18 protein-coding genes are annotated in these 16,237 nt (G+C 68.8%); 9 read left to right on the top strand and 9 right to left on the bottom strand.

What is annotated here, in order from left to right:
• Positions 1 to 15: 15 nt before the first annotated feature.
• Positions 16 to 333 carry a hypothetical protein gene (locus OG389_RS16600; protein WP_328299265.1) on the bottom strand — a complete coding sequence of 106 codons (318 nt, stop codon included), beginning with the start codon at positions 331 to 333 and terminating at the stop codon, positions 16 to 18.
• Positions 334 to 877: 544 nt separating this feature from the next.
• Between OG389_RS16600 and OG389_RS16595 the strand changes: the two genes are divergently transcribed.
• The gene (locus tag OG389_RS16595; protein ID WP_328299264.1) at positions 878 to 1,849 is read left to right on the top strand and encodes a helix-turn-helix transcriptional regulator; all 972 of its coding nucleotides are present in this window, start codon (positions 878 to 880) and stop codon (positions 1,847 to 1,849) included.
• 247 nt (positions 1,850 to 2,096) lie between these two features.
• On the opposite strand, the gene OG389_RS16590 is transcribed toward OG389_RS16595, so the two are convergent.
• The 3 genes from OG389_RS16590 to OG389_RS16580 form a co-directional block, all read right to left on the bottom strand.
• Complete coding sequence (locus OG389_RS16590; RefSeq protein WP_328299263.1) at positions 2,097 to 3,653, bottom strand: GNAT family N-acetyltransferase; 1,557 nt, start codon at positions 3,651 to 3,653, stop codon at positions 2,097 to 2,099.
• Positions 3,654 to 3,737: 84 nt separating this feature from the next.
• Positions 3,738 to 3,992 carry a hypothetical protein gene (locus OG389_RS16585; protein WP_328299262.1) on the bottom strand — a complete coding sequence of 85 codons (255 nt, stop codon included), beginning with the start codon at positions 3,990 to 3,992 and terminating at the stop codon, positions 3,738 to 3,740.
• A gap of 249 nt (positions 3,993 to 4,241) precedes the next feature.
• Positions 4,242 to 4,592 carry an ArsR/SmtB family transcription factor gene (locus OG389_RS16580; RefSeq protein WP_328299261.1) on the bottom strand — a complete coding sequence of 117 codons (351 nt, stop codon included), beginning with the start codon at positions 4,590 to 4,592 and terminating at the stop codon, positions 4,242 to 4,244.
• A 116-nt stretch (positions 4,593 to 4,708) separates the two neighbouring features.
• Here OG389_RS16580 and OG389_RS16575 point away from each other — a divergent pair, with 116 nt between their 5' ends.
• Positions 4,709 to 5,770, top strand: a complete 1,062-nt coding sequence (locus OG389_RS16575) for a permease (protein WP_328299260.1) — start codon at positions 4,709 to 4,711, stop codon at positions 5,768 to 5,770.
• 117 nt (positions 5,771 to 5,887) lie between these two features.
• Here OG389_RS16575 and OG389_RS16570 read toward each other — a convergent pair whose 3' ends face one another.
• The gene (locus OG389_RS16570) at positions 5,888 to 6,244 is read right to left on the bottom strand and encodes an ArsR/SmtB family transcription factor (RefSeq protein WP_328299259.1); all 357 of its coding nucleotides are present in this window, start codon (positions 6,242 to 6,244) and stop codon (positions 5,888 to 5,890) included.
• A 138-nt stretch (positions 6,245 to 6,382) separates the two neighbouring features.
• Here OG389_RS16570 and OG389_RS16565 point away from each other — a divergent pair, with 138 nt between their 5' ends.
• Together OG389_RS16565 and OG389_RS16560 are read left to right on the top strand one after the other, a co-directional pair.
• On the top strand, positions 6,383 to 6,556 hold the full coding sequence (locus OG389_RS16565; RefSeq protein WP_328299258.1) for a hypothetical protein: 174 nt from the start codon (positions 6,383 to 6,385) through the stop codon (positions 6,554 to 6,556).
• A 47-nt stretch (positions 6,557 to 6,603) separates the two neighbouring features.
• Positions 6,604 to 7,851 carry a pyridoxal phosphate-dependent aminotransferase gene (locus OG389_RS16560; RefSeq protein WP_328299257.1) on the top strand — a complete coding sequence of 416 codons (1,248 nt, stop codon included), beginning with the start codon at positions 6,604 to 6,606 and terminating at the stop codon, positions 7,849 to 7,851.
• Positions 7,852 to 7,860: 9 nt separating this feature from the next.
• Here the strand turns inward: OG389_RS16560 and OG389_RS16555 are convergent, their stop codons facing one another.
• From OG389_RS16555 to OG389_RS16545, 3 genes are all read right to left on the bottom strand, one after another.
• The gene (locus OG389_RS16555) at positions 7,861 to 8,760 is read right to left on the bottom strand and encodes a hypothetical protein (protein WP_328299256.1); all 900 of its coding nucleotides are present in this window, start codon (positions 8,758 to 8,760) and stop codon (positions 7,861 to 7,863) included.
• A 457-nt stretch (positions 8,761 to 9,217) separates the two neighbouring features.
• Positions 9,218 to 9,751, bottom strand: a complete 534-nt coding sequence (locus OG389_RS16550; RefSeq protein WP_328299255.1) for an NUDIX domain-containing protein — start codon at positions 9,749 to 9,751, stop codon at positions 9,218 to 9,220.
• 1 nt (position 9,752) lies between these two features.
• Positions 9,753 to 11,108 carry a tetratricopeptide repeat protein gene (locus OG389_RS16545; protein ID WP_328299254.1) on the bottom strand — a complete coding sequence of 452 codons (1,356 nt, stop codon included), beginning with the start codon at positions 11,106 to 11,108 and terminating at the stop codon, positions 9,753 to 9,755.
• Between the two features lie 195 nt (positions 11,109 to 11,303).
• On the opposite strand from OG389_RS16545, the gene OG389_RS16540 reads away from it, so the two are divergent.
• Entirely contained in the window at positions 11,304 to 12,053 is a 750-nt protein-coding gene (locus OG389_RS16540) for a hypothetical protein (RefSeq protein WP_328299253.1), read from the top strand.
• Positions 12,054 to 12,147: 94 nt separating this feature from the next.
• On the opposite strand, the gene OG389_RS16535 is transcribed toward OG389_RS16540, so the two are convergent.
• Positions 12,148 to 12,648 carry a hypothetical protein gene (locus tag OG389_RS16535; protein WP_328299252.1) on the bottom strand — a complete coding sequence of 167 codons (501 nt, stop codon included), beginning with the start codon at positions 12,646 to 12,648 and terminating at the stop codon, positions 12,148 to 12,150.
• A gap of 147 nt (positions 12,649 to 12,795) precedes the next feature.
• On the opposite strand from OG389_RS16535, the gene OG389_RS16530 reads away from it, so the two are divergent.
• The 4 genes from OG389_RS16530 (at position 12,796) to OG389_RS16515 (ending at position 16,070) form a co-directional block, all read left to right on the top strand.
• A complete protein-coding gene (locus OG389_RS16530; protein WP_328299251.1) occupies positions 12,796 to 13,707 on the top strand; it encodes an aminoglycoside phosphotransferase family protein in 912 nt (303 codons plus the stop codon).
• Positions 13,708 to 14,400 carry a class I SAM-dependent methyltransferase gene (locus OG389_RS16525; protein ID WP_328299250.1) on the top strand — a complete coding sequence of 231 codons (693 nt, stop codon included), beginning with the start codon at positions 13,708 to 13,710 and terminating at the stop codon, positions 14,398 to 14,400. It begins immediately after the preceding gene.
• A 14-nt stretch (positions 14,401 to 14,414) separates the two neighbouring features.
• The gene (locus OG389_RS16520; RefSeq protein ID WP_328299249.1) at positions 14,415 to 14,957 is read left to right on the top strand and encodes an HAD domain-containing protein; all 543 of its coding nucleotides are present in this window, start codon (positions 14,415 to 14,417) and stop codon (positions 14,955 to 14,957) included.
• Positions 14,958 to 15,095: 138 nt separating this feature from the next.
• Positions 15,096 to 16,070 carry a hypothetical protein gene (locus OG389_RS16515; RefSeq protein WP_328299248.1) on the top strand — a complete coding sequence of 325 codons (975 nt, stop codon included), beginning with the start codon at positions 15,096 to 15,098 and terminating at the stop codon, positions 16,068 to 16,070.
• The last annotated feature ends 167 nt before the right edge of the window (positions 16,071 to 16,237 follow it).

Below are 16,237 nucleotides of genomic sequence, written 5' to 3'. Positions count from 1 at the left end.
GGGGTGTGATCTGAGTCACGCGAGTACGGTGCCCGAGCCGGGCATGGCGTCGGGAAGCTGAGGGGTGACGGCAATTCGCCATTGCGCCAGGGTGGGGCTGGAATTCAATGCACGGCGGCAAATCTCGGCGGCTGCGGACAATGCGCCGTCGAGGCTGCTCGTGCGGTGGAAGAACGTCAGCTCGATGCGTCCGGAAGTCGTCTTCGCGTGGACGTGTTCGAGGTCGTCACCCGGCATTGCGGCGGCCCACACGATGTCGGTGACGATGGCCGATTCCAGCTTCGCGGCCTCGGCTTCCCGGGCGGCGACGAGCGTGGCGGTGGCCATGAACATGGGCCCTCCAGGCCGGGCGGTAAGTCCTGGTACAGACCACACGTGCTGGTCGGCCTCGGCCTGCGTGACGGCGCTGTAGTGGTCCGTGTGGCGGCACTTGGGGCCGCAGCCGTGCCCGCCGGCGGGAGAGAAGCCCAGCATGACCGCAGCCGCTCTGTTCATCAGGCGCAGGGCTCTCCGCGCAGCAGGCATGACTGTCCTCCGTGTGTGGGGGGTGGATTTCGTTTCGGGGCGGGGGCGTTCTCGACGCGCTGCGGATTCCGTTTCCGAGGACTTCCGCTGCCCTGTGATCACTAGTTTGCTGAGCATTCCGAGGGGGCGGAAGGCTTACCCGCTGGCATGAAGTGCGACCGGCATGCACCTGCCTGAAACTGGCCGGAATCCCGGCCTTCGGGGACGCGAATGGCGCCTGTGAGGGTGCTCAGTCTGCGGACATCCCTTGTCGGGCAGATCCCTGACCTGCCAAGATCGGCCTCCGCCGATGGAGTTGAGGGATCGTCTCGACATCTGAGACGTCAAGCGGGGGGTCGCTGTGCTGGCGAGTTTGGGACTGGATACCGAGGCCGAGTCGATCTACCGGCTGATGCTCACCCAGCAGGACTGGGGTGTTGCGGAAATCGCAGTCCACTTGGCCTGTCCGGAAGAGTCCGTGCGGGGCGGCTTGGACCGGCTGGCCGAACTGAACCTGCTACGACGCTCCGTACAGGCACCCGGCGGACTCAGACCCGTCAGCCCGGACCTCGGGTTCCAGCTTCTGCTCCAGCGCCAGCAGGCCCATCTGCTCGCGCAGCAGCAGCAGTTCGCCGAAAGCCAGGCTGCCATCAGCAAGCTCCTGGGCGAGTACTCGGAGCTGCGGACCGGTGAGCGGCACGGTGTCGAGTACCTCCAGGGGATCGACGCCATCCAGGCTCGCCTCGAAGAGCTCGCCCACCGCTCCACGAGCGAGTGCCTGTCCTTCATGCCCGGCGGTGCGCAGTCCCCTGCCAGCCTGGACGCCAGCCGGCCGCTCGATGAGGACCTGATGCGCCGGGGCGTGCGGGTCCTGACCGTCTACCTGGACAGCGTCCGCAACGACACCCCCACGATCGAGTACGCCCAGTGGCTCCACGACAACGGCGGCGAAGTCCGCACCGTGCCGGCGCTGCCCCTGCGCATGGTGCTCTTCGACCGCGAAGTGGCCCTGCTGCCGGTGGACCCGAACAACACCAAGAAGGGCGCGGTCCAGCTGACCGGCCCCGGAGTCCTGACCGCGCTGGCCTCCCTCTTCGAGCAGGTGTGGACCGGCGCCGCACCGATCGGCAGCGCCCGAGACCGCGACGAGGCGGGACTGACAGCGCAGGAGCGTGAGCTGCTGCGCCAGCTCACGCAGGGCGCCACCGACGAGATCGCCGCCAAGAAGCTGGGCATCGGCCTGCGCACTGCCCGCCGCATGATGTCGGAGATGATGGCCCGCCTCGGCGCCCGCAGCCGCTTCGAGGCCGGGGTCCTGGCGACGAAGGCAGGCTGGACCGACTGAGACTCCCTCCCCTCGCGCGCAAACACCCCCTTCGGCAGCGCGAGCAAGGCCCGGTGGACGACGCCTCCGTCGTCCCCCGGGCCTTGTGGGGTGTACTTCGCGGCTACAGGCCGAGGCAGGAAACCAGGGGAACCGGCCGCGTTGCCAAGCCGTGGCGGGCTGCTCGCAGCTGGACGCACCGATGGTCCGGTGGGCAGAAAGCGCCCACCGGACCATCGGTGTAGTGATCCAGAAGTGGAGTTGACGGTCAGCCGCAGCAGCCGCCCTCCGGCTGGAGGGGCTGGATCGGCTCGTAGGCGGAGCCGCCGAGCAGCTTGGCCTTCAGGCGGCCGATCGCCGTGGTCGGCTCCTCCTCCGTGGTGGCACCCAGCGCCTCGCGGCGGGCCGCACCGAAGGCGGCGTGCAGCTTCGCAACCTCGGGGCGCAGCGCCGTGTCGGTGACGAGGATCGCCGAGCGGATCTGGTGCGGCTTGAAGCCGCGCAGCCGCTTGGCCTCGTCCGCGCCCGGACCGGCCTCGATGGAGGTGACGCCCTCGGCGTACGCGTCGCGCAGCGGGCGGTCCAGGACGATCTCGAAGTAGATGCCGCTGCGCTCGCCGAGCGCCTCGTAGTCGAAGCCGGCCCACTTCACGAACAGCCGCTTGCCCTGGCGGACGGTCACCGAGACCGCGGCGGCCACGTCGTCCTTGTAGGCGAGGTAGGCACGCACGTCGGCGCCGCCCTCGACGAGTGCGCTGAGCAGGGCGCCGATGTGCGCCTCGTCCTCGCCGCCGCCGTACTTCTGCCGGTTCTGCGTGATCAGCTCGGAGATCCGGCCGACCAGCGGACGCAGCTCCTCGCCGTCCAAGCGCTCGATGCGGGTGCCCGAGTTCGCCGCGCGGTCGCGGTCCTCCTTCACACGGCGCCGCTTGCGGGCCGGGAGGGAGGCGAGGTACGCGTCGTAGCTGTCGTGCTGGAGGTCGAGCAGGTTGTTCTCGCCGTGGAAGGCGATGTCGCCGCCGTACGCCTGGAGGGCGAGCGCGAGGACCTCGCTGTACGGGCTGTCGTGCAGCCAGGGCGCGACGATGGACCGTACGCCGGCCTCGGCGGCGGCCGGGACGATGCGGTCGATCAGGTCCGCGACCAGCAGCGGGTCCTCGACGGAGGCGGAGGCCTCGGAGCGGTAGCCGAGCGGGGAGCCGAGGAGCAGGGCGGGGAAGAAGGCCTCGGTGCCGAGCGCCTCGACCGTGTCGTTGGTGGTGTCGCAGCAGGATGTGGCCGAGCAGCAGGCGACGGCGCCGTTCTTCGGCTGCCAGCCCAGGTAGGTGCGCGGGTCGGCGTCGACGATCGGGTCGGCGTCGAAGAGGAAGCCGGGCAGGAAGGCGAGCTCGCCCTCGCCGCGGTCGGCCACGGTGTACCAGGGCTTGGCACCGTCGAGGCTGGCCTCGGTGGCCTTGAGCCAGTGCGGCAGGACGTACGGGGCCGGGTCGGTGACCTGCGGGACGCTGCCACCGAGGGCGGCGACGGCGTCGTCGAGCGTGAGGCCGGTCCGTACGTCGGCCGGGTCCTCCTGCTCGGCGCTGCTCGTGCCGCAGCAGGAGACGGGCTCGGGCTTGGCGGGGCCGCAGCAGCCGGAAGCGGCCTCGGGCTCCGGCTCGGGGGCCGGACCGCAGCAGCCGGAGGGCTCCTCAGCCTTGGTGGCCTCAGGCGCTACGACGGCTTCGGTGGCCTCGGGGGCCGAGCAGCAGCCGGTGGCGGGCTCGTCCAGCACCACGAGCACCGGGACCGGCTCCTCAGTGGTGGTGCTGCAGCAAGTGGTGCTCATCTGTTCTTCTCCTCGGGTGGGGGCGGCTCTGGGGTGTGGGCCGGGTCAACGGGGTTCGGTACGGATGCGGGTGCGGGCCGGGGATCAGTCCCAGCCGGCGCCGTTGGTGGAGGGGTTGATGGGGGCGGAGTCCCAGCCGGCGCCGTCCGTGGTCACCGGAGCGGTGTCCCAGCCGGCTCCGGCCAGGGTCACGGGGGCGGCGTCCCAGCCGGCGCCGGTCGGGGCGGTGTCCCAGCCGGCACCCGCCAGGGAGGCGAGCTGTGCGGAGGAGGAGCCGAGTCCGATCACGGCAACCAGGACGGTGGCGGCAAGGCTCATCGAGGTACGCGAAACAGACATGGCTATCCCCTTGGACGTGGCGTTGGCTTTTTGGCGACCGGCGGCCAGCGGCCTGCTGGCCGGTTCCCGCGGTCCCGGGGGCTTGTCGCCCTCCCGGTGTTCATGAGTCTGGCCGAGGTCACCCAGGGTGCGGAAGGGATCACTGCTGGCAGGAAGCGCGCCCGGCACCCTCATGCCTGAACACGTCGAAAGGGCCGGCTGTCCGCGCGTGGCGCGAAGACAACCAGCCCTTGGCTCAAACGAGTTGGGTCAGGCGGTGAGCAGCTCCGGCGAGGGGTCCAGGGCCTGGCACAGCACGGTCATGCTGCCGGTCGCGATCCGGTAGTACGTCTGGCGTCCGCGGCGCTCACGCTCCAGGAAGCCCGCCTCAAAGAGCACCTTCAGGTGGTGCGTGACCGTCGGCTGGGTCAGTCCCAGCGGCTCGGTGAGGTCGCAGGTGCACGCCTCCCCGTTCGGCTGGGTGCGGATCAGCCCGAGCAGGCGCAGTCGGGTCGAGTCGGCGACGACCTTCAGTGCGGCCGCGAGGTCGTCGGCCGCCTCAAGGGTGAGCGGACCGGCGAGCACGGGGGAGCAGCAGAGCTCCGAGATGGGCGTAGGCATACCCGATCCAACGATGGCCATCTATGGATTGTTCCCCGAACGCATTGACAGTCATCTATGGGTCCGGCAGAGTTCAACCCATCGACAGCCGTCTATGAGTTGAGTTGGAGCTCTCCGTGTTCGACACCATCCTTGATGTCCTGGGCCGCACGGCCCAGGACGTTGGCCACTCGCTCTCCGCGAACTGGCCCTTCCTGCTGATCAGCGTCGTCGTGGCCTCGGCCATACCGGTGTACGTCGGTGCGGAGCGACTCTCCTCCTGGCTGCGGCGCAAGACCCTCTGGGCGGTCATCGGGGCCGTCGTCCTCGCGACGCTCACCCCGTTCTGCTCCTGCGGAACCACGGCGGTCGTCCTGGGCGCCCTCGCCTCCAGCGTCCCGTGGGCGCCGGTCGTCACCTTCATGGTCGCCTCGCCGCTGACGAGCCCGGAGGAGCTCGTGTACTCCATAGGTCTCTTCGGCCCCGACTTCGCCTTGACCTTCTTCATCGCGGCGATCGTCCTCGGCTTCTTCGCCGGTGCCGTGACCTGGCTCATCGAGAAGACCGGCTGGCTCGACGGTCAGGCCCGCCTGACCTCCACCGAGGCGGAGAAGAAGGCCGAGGAGAGCTGCTGCAGCAGTGACGATGCGGAAGAGGGCCTCTCGGGTGGCGGCGGCGTGAGCGCCCCGGCCGGCTCCGGCGGTGGAGGCCTGGCCCGCACGGCCCTGCTGAACCGCCCCATCGCCCCGGCGCCGGCCCCCGCGCCGGTCGAGACCAGCCTGGTCAAGCGCTGGAAGCTCGACGAGTTCGGCAACGAGCTCATGATCACCAGCAAGCGCCTTGCGCTCTACTTCCTGGGTTTCGCGACGCTCGGCTTCCTGATCATCAACTCGATCCCGACCCGCTACCTCACCGAGTACCTCGGCGGCGACAACTGGTACTCCGTCCCGCTCGCCGCGCTGATCGGCATCCCGGTCTACCTGAACTCTGACGGCTCCCTGCCGCTGATCGCCTCCCTGATGAAGGGCGGCATGGGCCCCGGCCCGGCGATCGCCTTCCTGATGACCGGCGCGGGCACCAGCGTCGGCGCCATCAGCGGCATGCTCCTCATCGCCCGCTGGCGCGTGGTGGCCCTGGTCGTCGGCATCCTCTTCACCGGCGCCGTGATCCTCGGCTACACGTCTCCCCTGTGGCTCTGACCCTCCTGCTGGTCTGAGCGCCACCGCACGAACGCACCAACGCACCAACACGTAAGACGGCAACGGCCCGCCCCCTGCTCCGGGGCGGGCCGCAGCCGTATGTGGGGACAGGCGCCCTCAGCAGACCGGGCTGACCGTGGCCTTCATGGCGGCCAGCTGAGCTATCAGCGCATCCAAACGGTCCGAACGCACCTGGTAGTAGACCTCGTTCGCCCGCCGCTCGGAGGACAGCACGCCCGCCTCGCGCAGCTTCTTCAGGTGATGGCTGATGGTCGGACCGGAGACGGAGAACTCCGAAGCGATCTCTCCCATGCAGACCTCGCCGGCCGGGCAGCAGGCCACGATGCTCGCGATCCGCAGCCGCACCGGATCAGCCAGGGCCTTGAACGCGGCCGCCAGGTCCTCTGCTTCGGTGGCGGTCATGGGCGCGGGGCAGCAGGAGGCGGATATTCCGGCGGGTGCAGGCTCGATCATGCGCACAATCTGGCCGATCGGAGCCCCCTCCGTCCAGATCTGCCCGAGAGGCGGGACGTTCCGCAAAACCCATTGACAGTCATCTATGCATTCCGACATCCTTAATCCATAGACGCTCATCTATGAATCGAGGATGTCATGCCGTTCATCCGCCGCTCCATCCGCAACCTCCGCCGGACCCGCAACGCCGCCTTCGTCGCCCGCGTCAGCTTCTGCGACAGCTGCGCCGAAGTCAGCAGCCCCGTAAGCCGCTCCGACGAGTTCCGCCGCGCCCAGGACTCCGCGATCGCCGCCTACGGCATACGCATCTGACCCCCACCTCCATCCCCGCCCTACCCGATCCCATCCCGAGGAGCGCCGTGAGTACCGCAACGCCCACCCCCGAAGAGGCCGGCCGCATCCGCCTCGCGCACCGGGCGGCGCAGGTCCCGCCGTCCGCGACCGCGGCTCTCGACGCTCAGGCGAAGGCGCTGATCGCGCTCGGGGTGGACGTCATCAACCTCACCAGCGGCGAACCGGCCTTCCCCACCGTCGAACCCGCCGCCCAGGCCGCCACGCAAGCCATCGCCGAAGGCTTCACCCGCTACACCCCGGCGGCCGGCATCCCCGAGCTCAGAACGGCCGTGGCCGCACACCTCAACCGCCACGGCACCGCGTACGAACCCTCCGCCGTAGTAATCACCGCAGGCGCCAAGCAAGCCCTCCACTACGCCTTCACCGCCCTCTTGAACCCGGGCGACGAGGTCCTGATCCCCGCCCCGTACTGGGTCAGCTACCCCCACCTGACCACCCTGGCCGGCGGCACCCCGGTCCCGGTCCACCCGTCCCCGGACGCCGGCCTCAAGGTCACCCCCGACCAGCTCCGTGCAGCTGTCACCACCCGCACCCGGGTGCTCCTCCTCAACAGCCCGGCCAACCCCTCAGGCGTCGTCTACAGCCGCACCGAACTGGCGGCCCTGGCCCAGGTCGCCGTCGACCACGACCTCACGATCATCAGCGACGAGATCTGCGACCACTGGGTCTTCGGCGCCGCCACCTTCACCTCCGTCGCCTCCCTCTCCGAGGACATCGCCGCCCGCACCCTCACCATCGGAGCCGTCTCGAAGACCTACGCGATGACGGGCTGGCGCATCGGCTGGGTAGCGGCGCCCACCCCGGTCGCCCACGCCATCACGGCCCTCCAGAGCCACACCGCCTCGGCCCCCTCCTCCATAGCCCAGAAGGCAGCCCTCGGCGCCCTCACCGCAGACCTCACCGAGGAACTGGAACACCGCCGCCAGGCCCTGGACGAGCGCCGCCTGACCACCCTCAAGGCCCTCGCGAACATCCCCGGAATCGAGGTGGGCGGAACCCCGGAGGGAGCCTTCTTCCTCCTCGCCGACGTCTCCGCCACCTACGGCCGCACCCACGCGGGCCGCACCATCACCTCGGCCGCGGACTTCGCAGAACTCCTCCTCACGGAGTCCAACGTCGCGGTAGTCCCCGGCGCCGACTTCGCGGCCCCGCACCACGTCCGCATCTCCTACACGGTCCCGCCGGACCGCCTGGAGGAGGCGCTGACCCGCATCGCAAGCTTCGTCGAAGGCCTCAAGCCCGCGGCGGCGTGAGGGCTCGGGCTATGCCCAGGGAGTCTGTGAGACCTCGCCCTGCCAGCTGCCCATCTGAGCCAAATTGCGGTGGTCTCCGTGGTAGCCCAAGGACTCCAGGATCAGCAGGGTGAGGTAATGCCTGGCCAGCAACCATGCGTCAACGACGACGCGCTCGCGGCCGTAGATCTTCTTCTGCGACTCCTTCGGATGAACGAGGCTGTTGCGCACGCGAGTGAGTGCCTCAGGGCCGTCGAGGGATGATCCGTCGCTGCTCTGGTTCTCATTGGCGAACTGTGCGAGAGCCGGTAGCTGGGAGGAGTCGATCGAGGTCGGGACGCTGACATCCTGCAAGATTCGCCGCAGTCGGGCATGGGCGTGAAGGGAGTCGTAGGCCTTCCGATTCCAGCCGGCTTCCATGTGGAGGCGCTGCCACATCATGTGTTCCAGCCCTGCCGCACCGATGATGACGCGCTGCTCCACGAACCCCTCGCCGCTGATCGCTGTGATCGCGTAGTTGATCTGAAGGCGCAGCGCTTCGGATCTGGCGGGGTCGGCGTATGCGGGTACGAGCCCGTCCAGGAATCGGGCCAACGGTGCCGGATCGAGTGGCTCCCACCATCCGCCGGAGGAGTTGCGGGCGGGATCGCAGTGCATCACCCGCCATTCCTCCCAGACGACGCGTCCGTCCGCGGCGAACCCGACGGGGAGCATGGGGGCGACCCACCTGCCCAGGGAGAACGAGAGGCCGGTGTGTAGCGCCGTCAGAACGCGCCTGGCGCTAGCGGAGGTGAAGTCACCTCCGTCGCAGCGGCTGATCTCCATCACGTGGGTCATGGCGTAGACCCTGCTGCGGCGCAGCTCAGGCCAGATCTCCTTGTGGTCCGGCCTGACGTCGAGAGTGATGCGCCAGCCATCCACTTCGTGCATCCAGCGGCTTCTGGGCCGTACCCGCTCTTGGCCCTCGCCGGCGCTCAGGTGGTGCTGACCTTCGAAGCGCGGGAGGTTGAACCAGTGAGCCACCATCCGTGTGATGGGGGACTCCGCGTCACCAAGGGTTGCTCCGTTGGAGCTGCCCTCTGATCCAGGTGTGTGAATGTCCATCGGATAGTCCCCGTAGGGACGCCGCAAGAGCAGTGGGCCGGGCTCACTGAGGTCAGGCATCAGGTTCGGCCAGCTGGACGGGGTTGGCGTCACTTTCCAGTCGAGACCCAACCTTGGAGCACACGACAAGGTGACTTCCCCAGGCAGGTCTTTCTCCTCGACTCCACCGATATCCCCGGAGTGGAGGACGATCGGAGCACCGATGTCGTTGAAAGGATGGAACGGCTCGATCGGTGGCTCTGCGGTGGGCTCCGGCGGGCTGGGAGTGGCCTTGGCGCCCATCTCAGTGCCAACCGTTGAGGGAGACCTCGGGGCCGTCCTCAAGGTACCCACGCAGGGCACTTCCCGTTGTAGGGACGAACTGCTCTGGCAGGTTGTCGGTGGAGACCCAGCGGACCTGAGAGTGCTTGCGGGGTTCACGGTTCTCGGGTTCGCCTGTCCACTCGTGCGTGGCGAAGACGATGGTGAGGAAGCCGTTGGGGGCTTCGACGCCCCAGGCGCCGTGGATGACGTGGGCGACCGTGAGGGACTCGGGCTTTACGGTGAGGCCCGTCTCCTCGTAGAGCTCGCGGACCGCAGTAGCGGTGATGGGCTCGCCCGGTTCGCTCTTGCCGACGGGGAGGTCCCACATGCCCTGGGCGAACTTGGCGTTCTCGCTCCGCTGGAGGAGGACGACGCGGTTGGTGGTCTTGTCGTGGACGATGACGGCCGCGACCAGCAGGGTCATCGAGTCGAGCGCCGGCTTGAGGGCAGGGGAGCGGTCATCGGTCTGCTGTGCCACGGAGCATTTCCCTTCGTCGGGCGGGTTGTTGCGCATGTTAGGCGAGGGCCTCGCGGGCGCGCCGCGCGAGATCGGCGGCGCCGGGGACGCGGCGGCGCTGGTAGACCGCGAGGGTGGAGCGGATCGATGAGATCGCTTTGCGGGTGCGGTCGGATGTCATGCCCTCCATGAGGACAAGGGCCTGGGTCCAGGCGGCGACCGCTTCGTCGGCGCGGGCCTGGGCGGCGAGGCTGTCGCCGAGGTCGGCATGGGTGAGGGCATGGACGCGCTTGTACTTCTCCGGGTCCCAGCGAGTGAGCGCGTCGCGGTGCTGCTGCTCGGTGCCGATGTGGTCGGCGAGGTCGGTCAGCGTGCGGGCGGTGTGGCTGGCCACTGTGCCGGCGGCTGGACCGCTGACGCGGGAGAAGCTGGGCTGTGGGCCGTCCTCGCGTAGGAGCGCGTCCTCGGCGGCGAGGAGGGCACGGGCGGCCGAGGGGTTCTCGCCGACGGCTGCGTAGGCACGGGCGTGGGTGATGTGGAGGAGGGCTTCGGTCTGCCCGTCGACGTGGCCAAGGCCGCGGGTGAGCGCGCCTTCGACGAGGTCGACGCAGTGGTGGGGCTGCTTCAGGCTGAGGGACTGGTGGGCGAGGGCGCGCATCATCCAGGCCGCGTGACCATGGGGGTCGGCCTCGCAGGCGAGCTCGTAGCCGACCTGGTAGTAGCGCTGGGCAGCGCCCTCGTGACCGAGGTCGTGATGCTTCCACCCGGCGAGGTAGGCGAGCTCCGCAACGGCACCGAAGGCAGCCTGGCGTAAGACTTCGGAGGGGAAGCGGCCCCGGAGCATGGGTGCGGCGGTGTCCGCGAGGTAGGCAGTGACCGTGGTCAGGCCGTGGCCGCCGCCGAGACGTTCGTCGGCGGCGCTGAAGGCCGCCGTGATCTGCCGGACGACGTCGATGTCCTCGCCACCGACGCGGGACCCCGCGGTGCGGGCGCGGAGCATCCGCGAGGTGGCTTCGTGGTCGTGCAGGAGCGGCATGGCCACCCCCGCCGTGGTGAAGGCGGCGATGGCGAGGAAGCGGCGACGTTCGACATCCGCACGGCCTAGGTTCGTGATGGCAGTGACCGGGTCCCCGTCATCGGACGGCTCCGAATCGGCCGACTGGAACCCGATCTCACTCTGGGACACAACACGGCCGAGCCTGCGAGAGAGGGCTTCGGCGAGATACTGGCCCGCCTGGCCGGAGGGGACGCGGGTGCCGCTCGCCCAGTGGGAGACGGCAGACTTGTTGGTCTGGAGCAGTTCGCCGTTCTCGGCGGCGATACGCCGCACATCCTTGGCGAGTGCCTCGTACGTGCACCCGGCCGTGTTGATCGTGTCGCGCAGGCGGGAGTTGGCACTGGTCGGCGCTGGCACGATCTCCTCCGCTCCGGAGCTGTAAACCGCGTATACCGCTTGGCCTCCGCCACACCGTACCCACTCTGCGTAGCGGGCGGTTCACTTATCGACAGCCGCCCCGCTCACGGGCCGGGCGGCCCCCAAGTTCCGTACGCCTTACCGGGCTCGGGCATTCCCATGCCTCAGCCCCGGACGATCAGAGACGGAGACACGGTGACCACCATCGACACCGCGACCATCACGGTCGAGCTGCCCGACGCCTTCGACCCGCGCTGGAGCCGCCTGCCGGGCATCCAGGTGGACGGCCGGCGCATCACCATCGACCCGGCCGAGTACTTCTTCCGCTTCGAGTCCAGCAGCTGGCTCGTCGCCGACTGGGAGCTGGTCAAGGCCCAGCTCCTCGACGTGAACGAGACGACCGAGAGCGCGGTCGAGCAGCTCGCGCTCGACTTCATCAAGAACCACGGCGAGTCCACGTCGGACGCCGCCCGCGTGCTGGCGACGGCCTACGGGGTGTACTCGTACCTCTTCCGCGAGGAGCACCTGGCCGGCCTCGGCCTGCCGCAGATCACCGCCGATCACCTGCGCATGCTGCGCGAAGCGGCCACGCTGATGGCGCTCAACAAGGTCGAGCTGGACGGGCACATCTCCAACGTCGGGCCGTGCTGGTTCTTCCCCGCCGCCACCTCCGTCGTCTTCGACCTGGACGACGCGATGGGCGGAATGCTGGACGAGGTCTACCACGGCGGCTGGTTCAACGAGCACCGCCGGATCGAGTCCATCAAGGCCCACGCCGCGCTCGGCGGCCGGCTCGTGCACGGCTGCCAGTCCGTGCCGGACCAGACCGGCGGGGTCGTCGCGCCCTACGGTGCCTCGATGGCGAACTTCCGTGACGACCTGGCCGAGTTCAAGGCGGGATGGATCGAGCAGGTCTACGCCCACCGCGTGACCGCGGACGAGTAGAAGCAGCCCTGCCGTTCATGTCGCCCGACGCTCAGCCAACGGCGGTGCCGGGCGACATGATGGCGCCTCTACGGGGTGGGCATCAGTGCCCCTGCTAGTCGATGTCGAGGTTGTTGAGTCGTGCCTGGGCGTTGTTCTTCCGCGGACGGTAGACCGTCCGGCTACGCAGTTGCAGCTGTTCGTAGAGGTCGTCACCGAGGTCCGCACGGCCGAGAACCTTCTTCGACCACTTCACGCGGCGCGTATGGGAGGCACCCTCTTCATCGAGCTCCCGCTGGTACTCGTAGGTGCCGAGGACGACCCCGATGGCGAAGCCCTCGTCTCCAGGAAGGGGGGTCAGGATCCTGTCGTCGACCTCCATGTCATCCCGGAAGCTCACTATTTGATGTCGCCAGGAACGGACCTTGCCGGGTGTCTTCTCCCCAACCTCGGGGACGAGTCCGGGAGTGCGATCCAGCAACTCTTTAATCTCGTCAGCGGTCAGCCCCTCGAAGGAACCCGTGCCCTGGAAGTTCATCGAGGTGATGCCCTCTTCGCGGACCAGGTCTGTTCGGCCACGGTCAGCCCCCGCCTTGTTCACCCAAGTCACCGTCATGCTGCCGCCTCCAATAGCTTCCACTCCTTACCGGTCAAGGTAGTTGGCGGGCGATCGGCGGGTGGCTCGCGGAACACTTCCGCGAGCCACCCGCCCGGTTGATGAGAGCGGACAGCAGCCTCTCTTGCCCATGCAAAGGACACCTCAATGAACCAGAGCAGCTCCGTTCAGCTCCTCGACAGCCTGTGCAGCCTTACGGGGCGGCCCCTCCCTGAGCGCGAGACCATCCGCGTCTGGGGCATGTCCGGCGTCGAACGCGTCACCTTTCCCGACGGCACCACGGCCGTCTTCAAGTACGCCAAGGAGCCCTTCGACCGCGAGGCCCAGGCCCTGCGAAGCGCCCACCAGCGCGGGCTGCCGGTCCCCGACCTCCACGCCACCGCCATGCGGGACAAGTGGCTCGGGATGCTCATGGACGACCTCGGCGCCCCCGTACGCGGCGCCGATGACCTCGACGGTGTCGCCGCCGCCGTGTTGCTCCACGCCGCCCGCCCGGCAGGCGGCCTGCCGATCCTCGACGGTGCGGGGCTCGCGGCCCTGCCCGGCCGGGCCCTCGATCACCTCCAGCGGCTGCGGAAGGCCGACCGGTGGACGGACTGCGACGACATCGAGACCGGACTGGGGAAGATCTCCGCAGCGGCTGAAGCCCGCAGCCAGGGGGCGACGCTGGACCCGTTCGGCTGGGTCCACTCCGAGTTCCACCCCACGAGCGTCCACATCGGGGAGCACGGCTGGCACCTCCTCGACTTCGCCCGCGCCTTCACCGGACCCGGCCTGATCGACCTCGCCTCCTACCACGGCACCATCGAGGCACCGAGCCCCGTCCGGCTGCGGGTCTTCCTGGAGCAGTACGTCACCGCAGGCGGGCACGAGGACGCCCTCGCCGCCCGGGGTGGCCTGGCCGCCGAGTCTTGGGCCCTGGGCTGGCACCGCATGTGGGCCGTCGAGTGGTTCATGGAGCAGGCCGTCCGCTGGATCAACGACCCGGCCAAGGACCCCGCGTACATCCCCGTCGTCCGCCGCCACCTGAACGACGTGTTGCAACTCCTGGAGGTCTAGGTGCTCGCCCAGGTCTCCCCCTGGTACGCCCACGCCGCCCAGCGCCTCGACACCGCCCCGCCTCACGCCCTCACCGCACCGGTCCGGATGGAATGGAGCACCCACCCGGGCCTCGGCCCCGGCGCAGAGATCCTCGGCCTCGACCTGCGCCGCAAGCACGTTCTGGAGCTTGGCTGCGGCCCTGGCCACAACGTTGCCCACCTCGCCAAACACCACCAGGCCCGTGTCACCGGCGTGGACCTGGTCGGACTCCAGATACGCCGCGCCCGCTCCCACTACGGCCACATCGACGGCGCCACCTTCGCCGCCGGCCACGTACTGCACCACCTGCAGGCCACCGGCCAGACCTTCGACGCGATCTACTCCGTCTTCGGCGCCGTCGGCCTCGTCGCCCCCGAGCTCTTGCTCGCCGCTATTTCCCGCCGCCTCAAGCCGGGCGGTGTCCTGGCCTTCTCCGTCCCGCACCCGGCACGGGCCGGAAGACATCCGTCCATGGACGACCGTTCGCGCGAGGACTACGTCACGATGCCCGACCACACCCGACTGCCCATCGCCCGATGGGAATTCGACGCCCGGCGCTGGGGCGCCCATCTCGCGCATACCGGCCTGCGCATCACCTCAGCCCTGGAGCTGAGTCATCCTCGCCGCGACCCGTGGCCGACCACCCTCCTGATCACCGCCCGCAAACGCTGACCCCGGAGGCACCAATGGCTCTGCCCTACCTGCTCCTGGACATCGACGGCGTCCTCATACCCTTTCCCGCCGCAGACGGCAGCACCCCACCCACCCACGTCCGCCACACCGTCCTGCCCACCGGCCGGCAGCCTGACGATTCCGTCCCCATCTGGCTCGACCCCAGCCACGGCCAGCTGCTCACCGAGCTCCTGGCCAGTGGCCTGGTAACCCCGGTTTGGTGCACGAGCTGGCGCAAGGACGCCACCACGATCATCGGGCCGCTCCTGAGCCTTCCTGACTTTCCCTACCTTGACCTGCCCCGCCCCCAAATCACCACCAGCCACCCCAACGGCTACCTCTGGAAACGCGATCACGTCGATGCCTGGCTCGGCACGGCCCCAGTCATCTGGATCGACGACGACTTCACCGCCCTCGACCACACCTGGGCCGCCGAACGAACCGCCCGCGGCTACCCCACACTGCTCATCCAGCCTGACCCGTACATCGGAGTCGGGCAAAGCCACCTCGCTCAGGCCAAGCGATGGGCCTGCGCGCAGGCAGCGGCATTGCTTTGACGGGAGCGAATCGAGCCCGCATGCGGCAAGCTCTACGCCTAACCATGCCCATCGAGGTGCATCCGTCACAGGTCGGCAACGGACCAGCCTGCGGGACTGAGTCGTGCCACGCTCCCTTCTAGGGAGAAGGGGGGCACGGTGATCTCAGCACTTCATCACCGGCTCGCGCAGCGGAAGTCGGGCCTCGCCCGCGGCAACTGGACGTCGCTACGATCCGAGATCTTGCAGTGGACGGAAGGGCTCGCGAACGACCTGCGCGCCATCGGAACAGACGCCACGCTGAGGCCGCCCCTGCGGAAGGCATTTGCCTGGCATGTGTACGTCGGAGCCCGTACCGCTGACATGTACAGCATCGTCTTCGCGATATGTGTCTTGTGGCTGCCATTGTTCGTATGGGCGCTCAGGAGCCACTCTCCGGCGGGTGAGATCTACGGTGCGCCGGTCGGCATGCTGCCGGCGCTCTACGCACCGCTCATTCTGTGGAGGTTCGGGGTCGTTCGTTGGGCAAGGAGCAGATGCCTGCCGCTTGCCCTGACGCTCGCTGCGATCTGCGCCGTCCAGACCATCGCGGAGTGCGCGCGGCTGGTAGCCGCGCCTGCCAAGCTGCGGCCCGCCACGCTCGAGGCCGTTTCGAAGAGCCTTCGTGTCACAGAGCGGGCTGTTCTACGAGCACGTCGCCGGTGCCGATCGGTTCCTCGCTCCTCACCCCGCCGCAGGCACATCGATCGGCACGCAAGGCTGGTCGTGGCCGCGCTGCGCAGGGCGGAACTCCAACTGGATGCCAATACGGTCGACGCCGCGCGAGAGCTGTCCCGGCTTCTGATCCTCGTGGCGGAGGGCTATGCCTCCAGCCACCTTGGTGCCCTGCTGCCAGAGGATGAGCTCAAAGACCTCGAACCGGTCAGAGATAGGACCGCCCTTTGGGAAACCCTGCACGTCATGGTCGCGCTGGCTGTGATCGGGGCGGTCGGATGGGCTGGTACTTGGTACGGAAAGCAGATCGGGGTGGAGTCCCCGTGGTCGCTGATCCCTGCGGCCATTGCCGCCGTCATTGTCTTCCCACAGTTGCGCAGGACGGGGCCGGACCTGCTCATGTCCTACCTCGGCCGGTGATCACGGCTTCGAGAGTGTCGCCAGTGACGATGGAAGGTTTGCTTGCGCACCGTGATGGCCCTGAGAGCGGAGGCATGCCGGGTCGGTAACTCCCCATGGCGTCAAGGCTGATGGTGTGAAACTTATAAAAGTGACGCCTCGTCTGCGGTAGCCTTCTTATAACTTCC

It is taken from the genome of Streptomyces sp. NBC_00435 (genome assembly GCF_036014235.1).
Taxonomy (GTDB): domain Bacteria; phylum Actinomycetota; class Actinomycetes; order Streptomycetales; family Streptomycetaceae; genus Streptomyces.
Note: the sequence above shows the minus strand (reverse complement) of the source record. Positions and strands in the feature narration are given on the sequence as shown.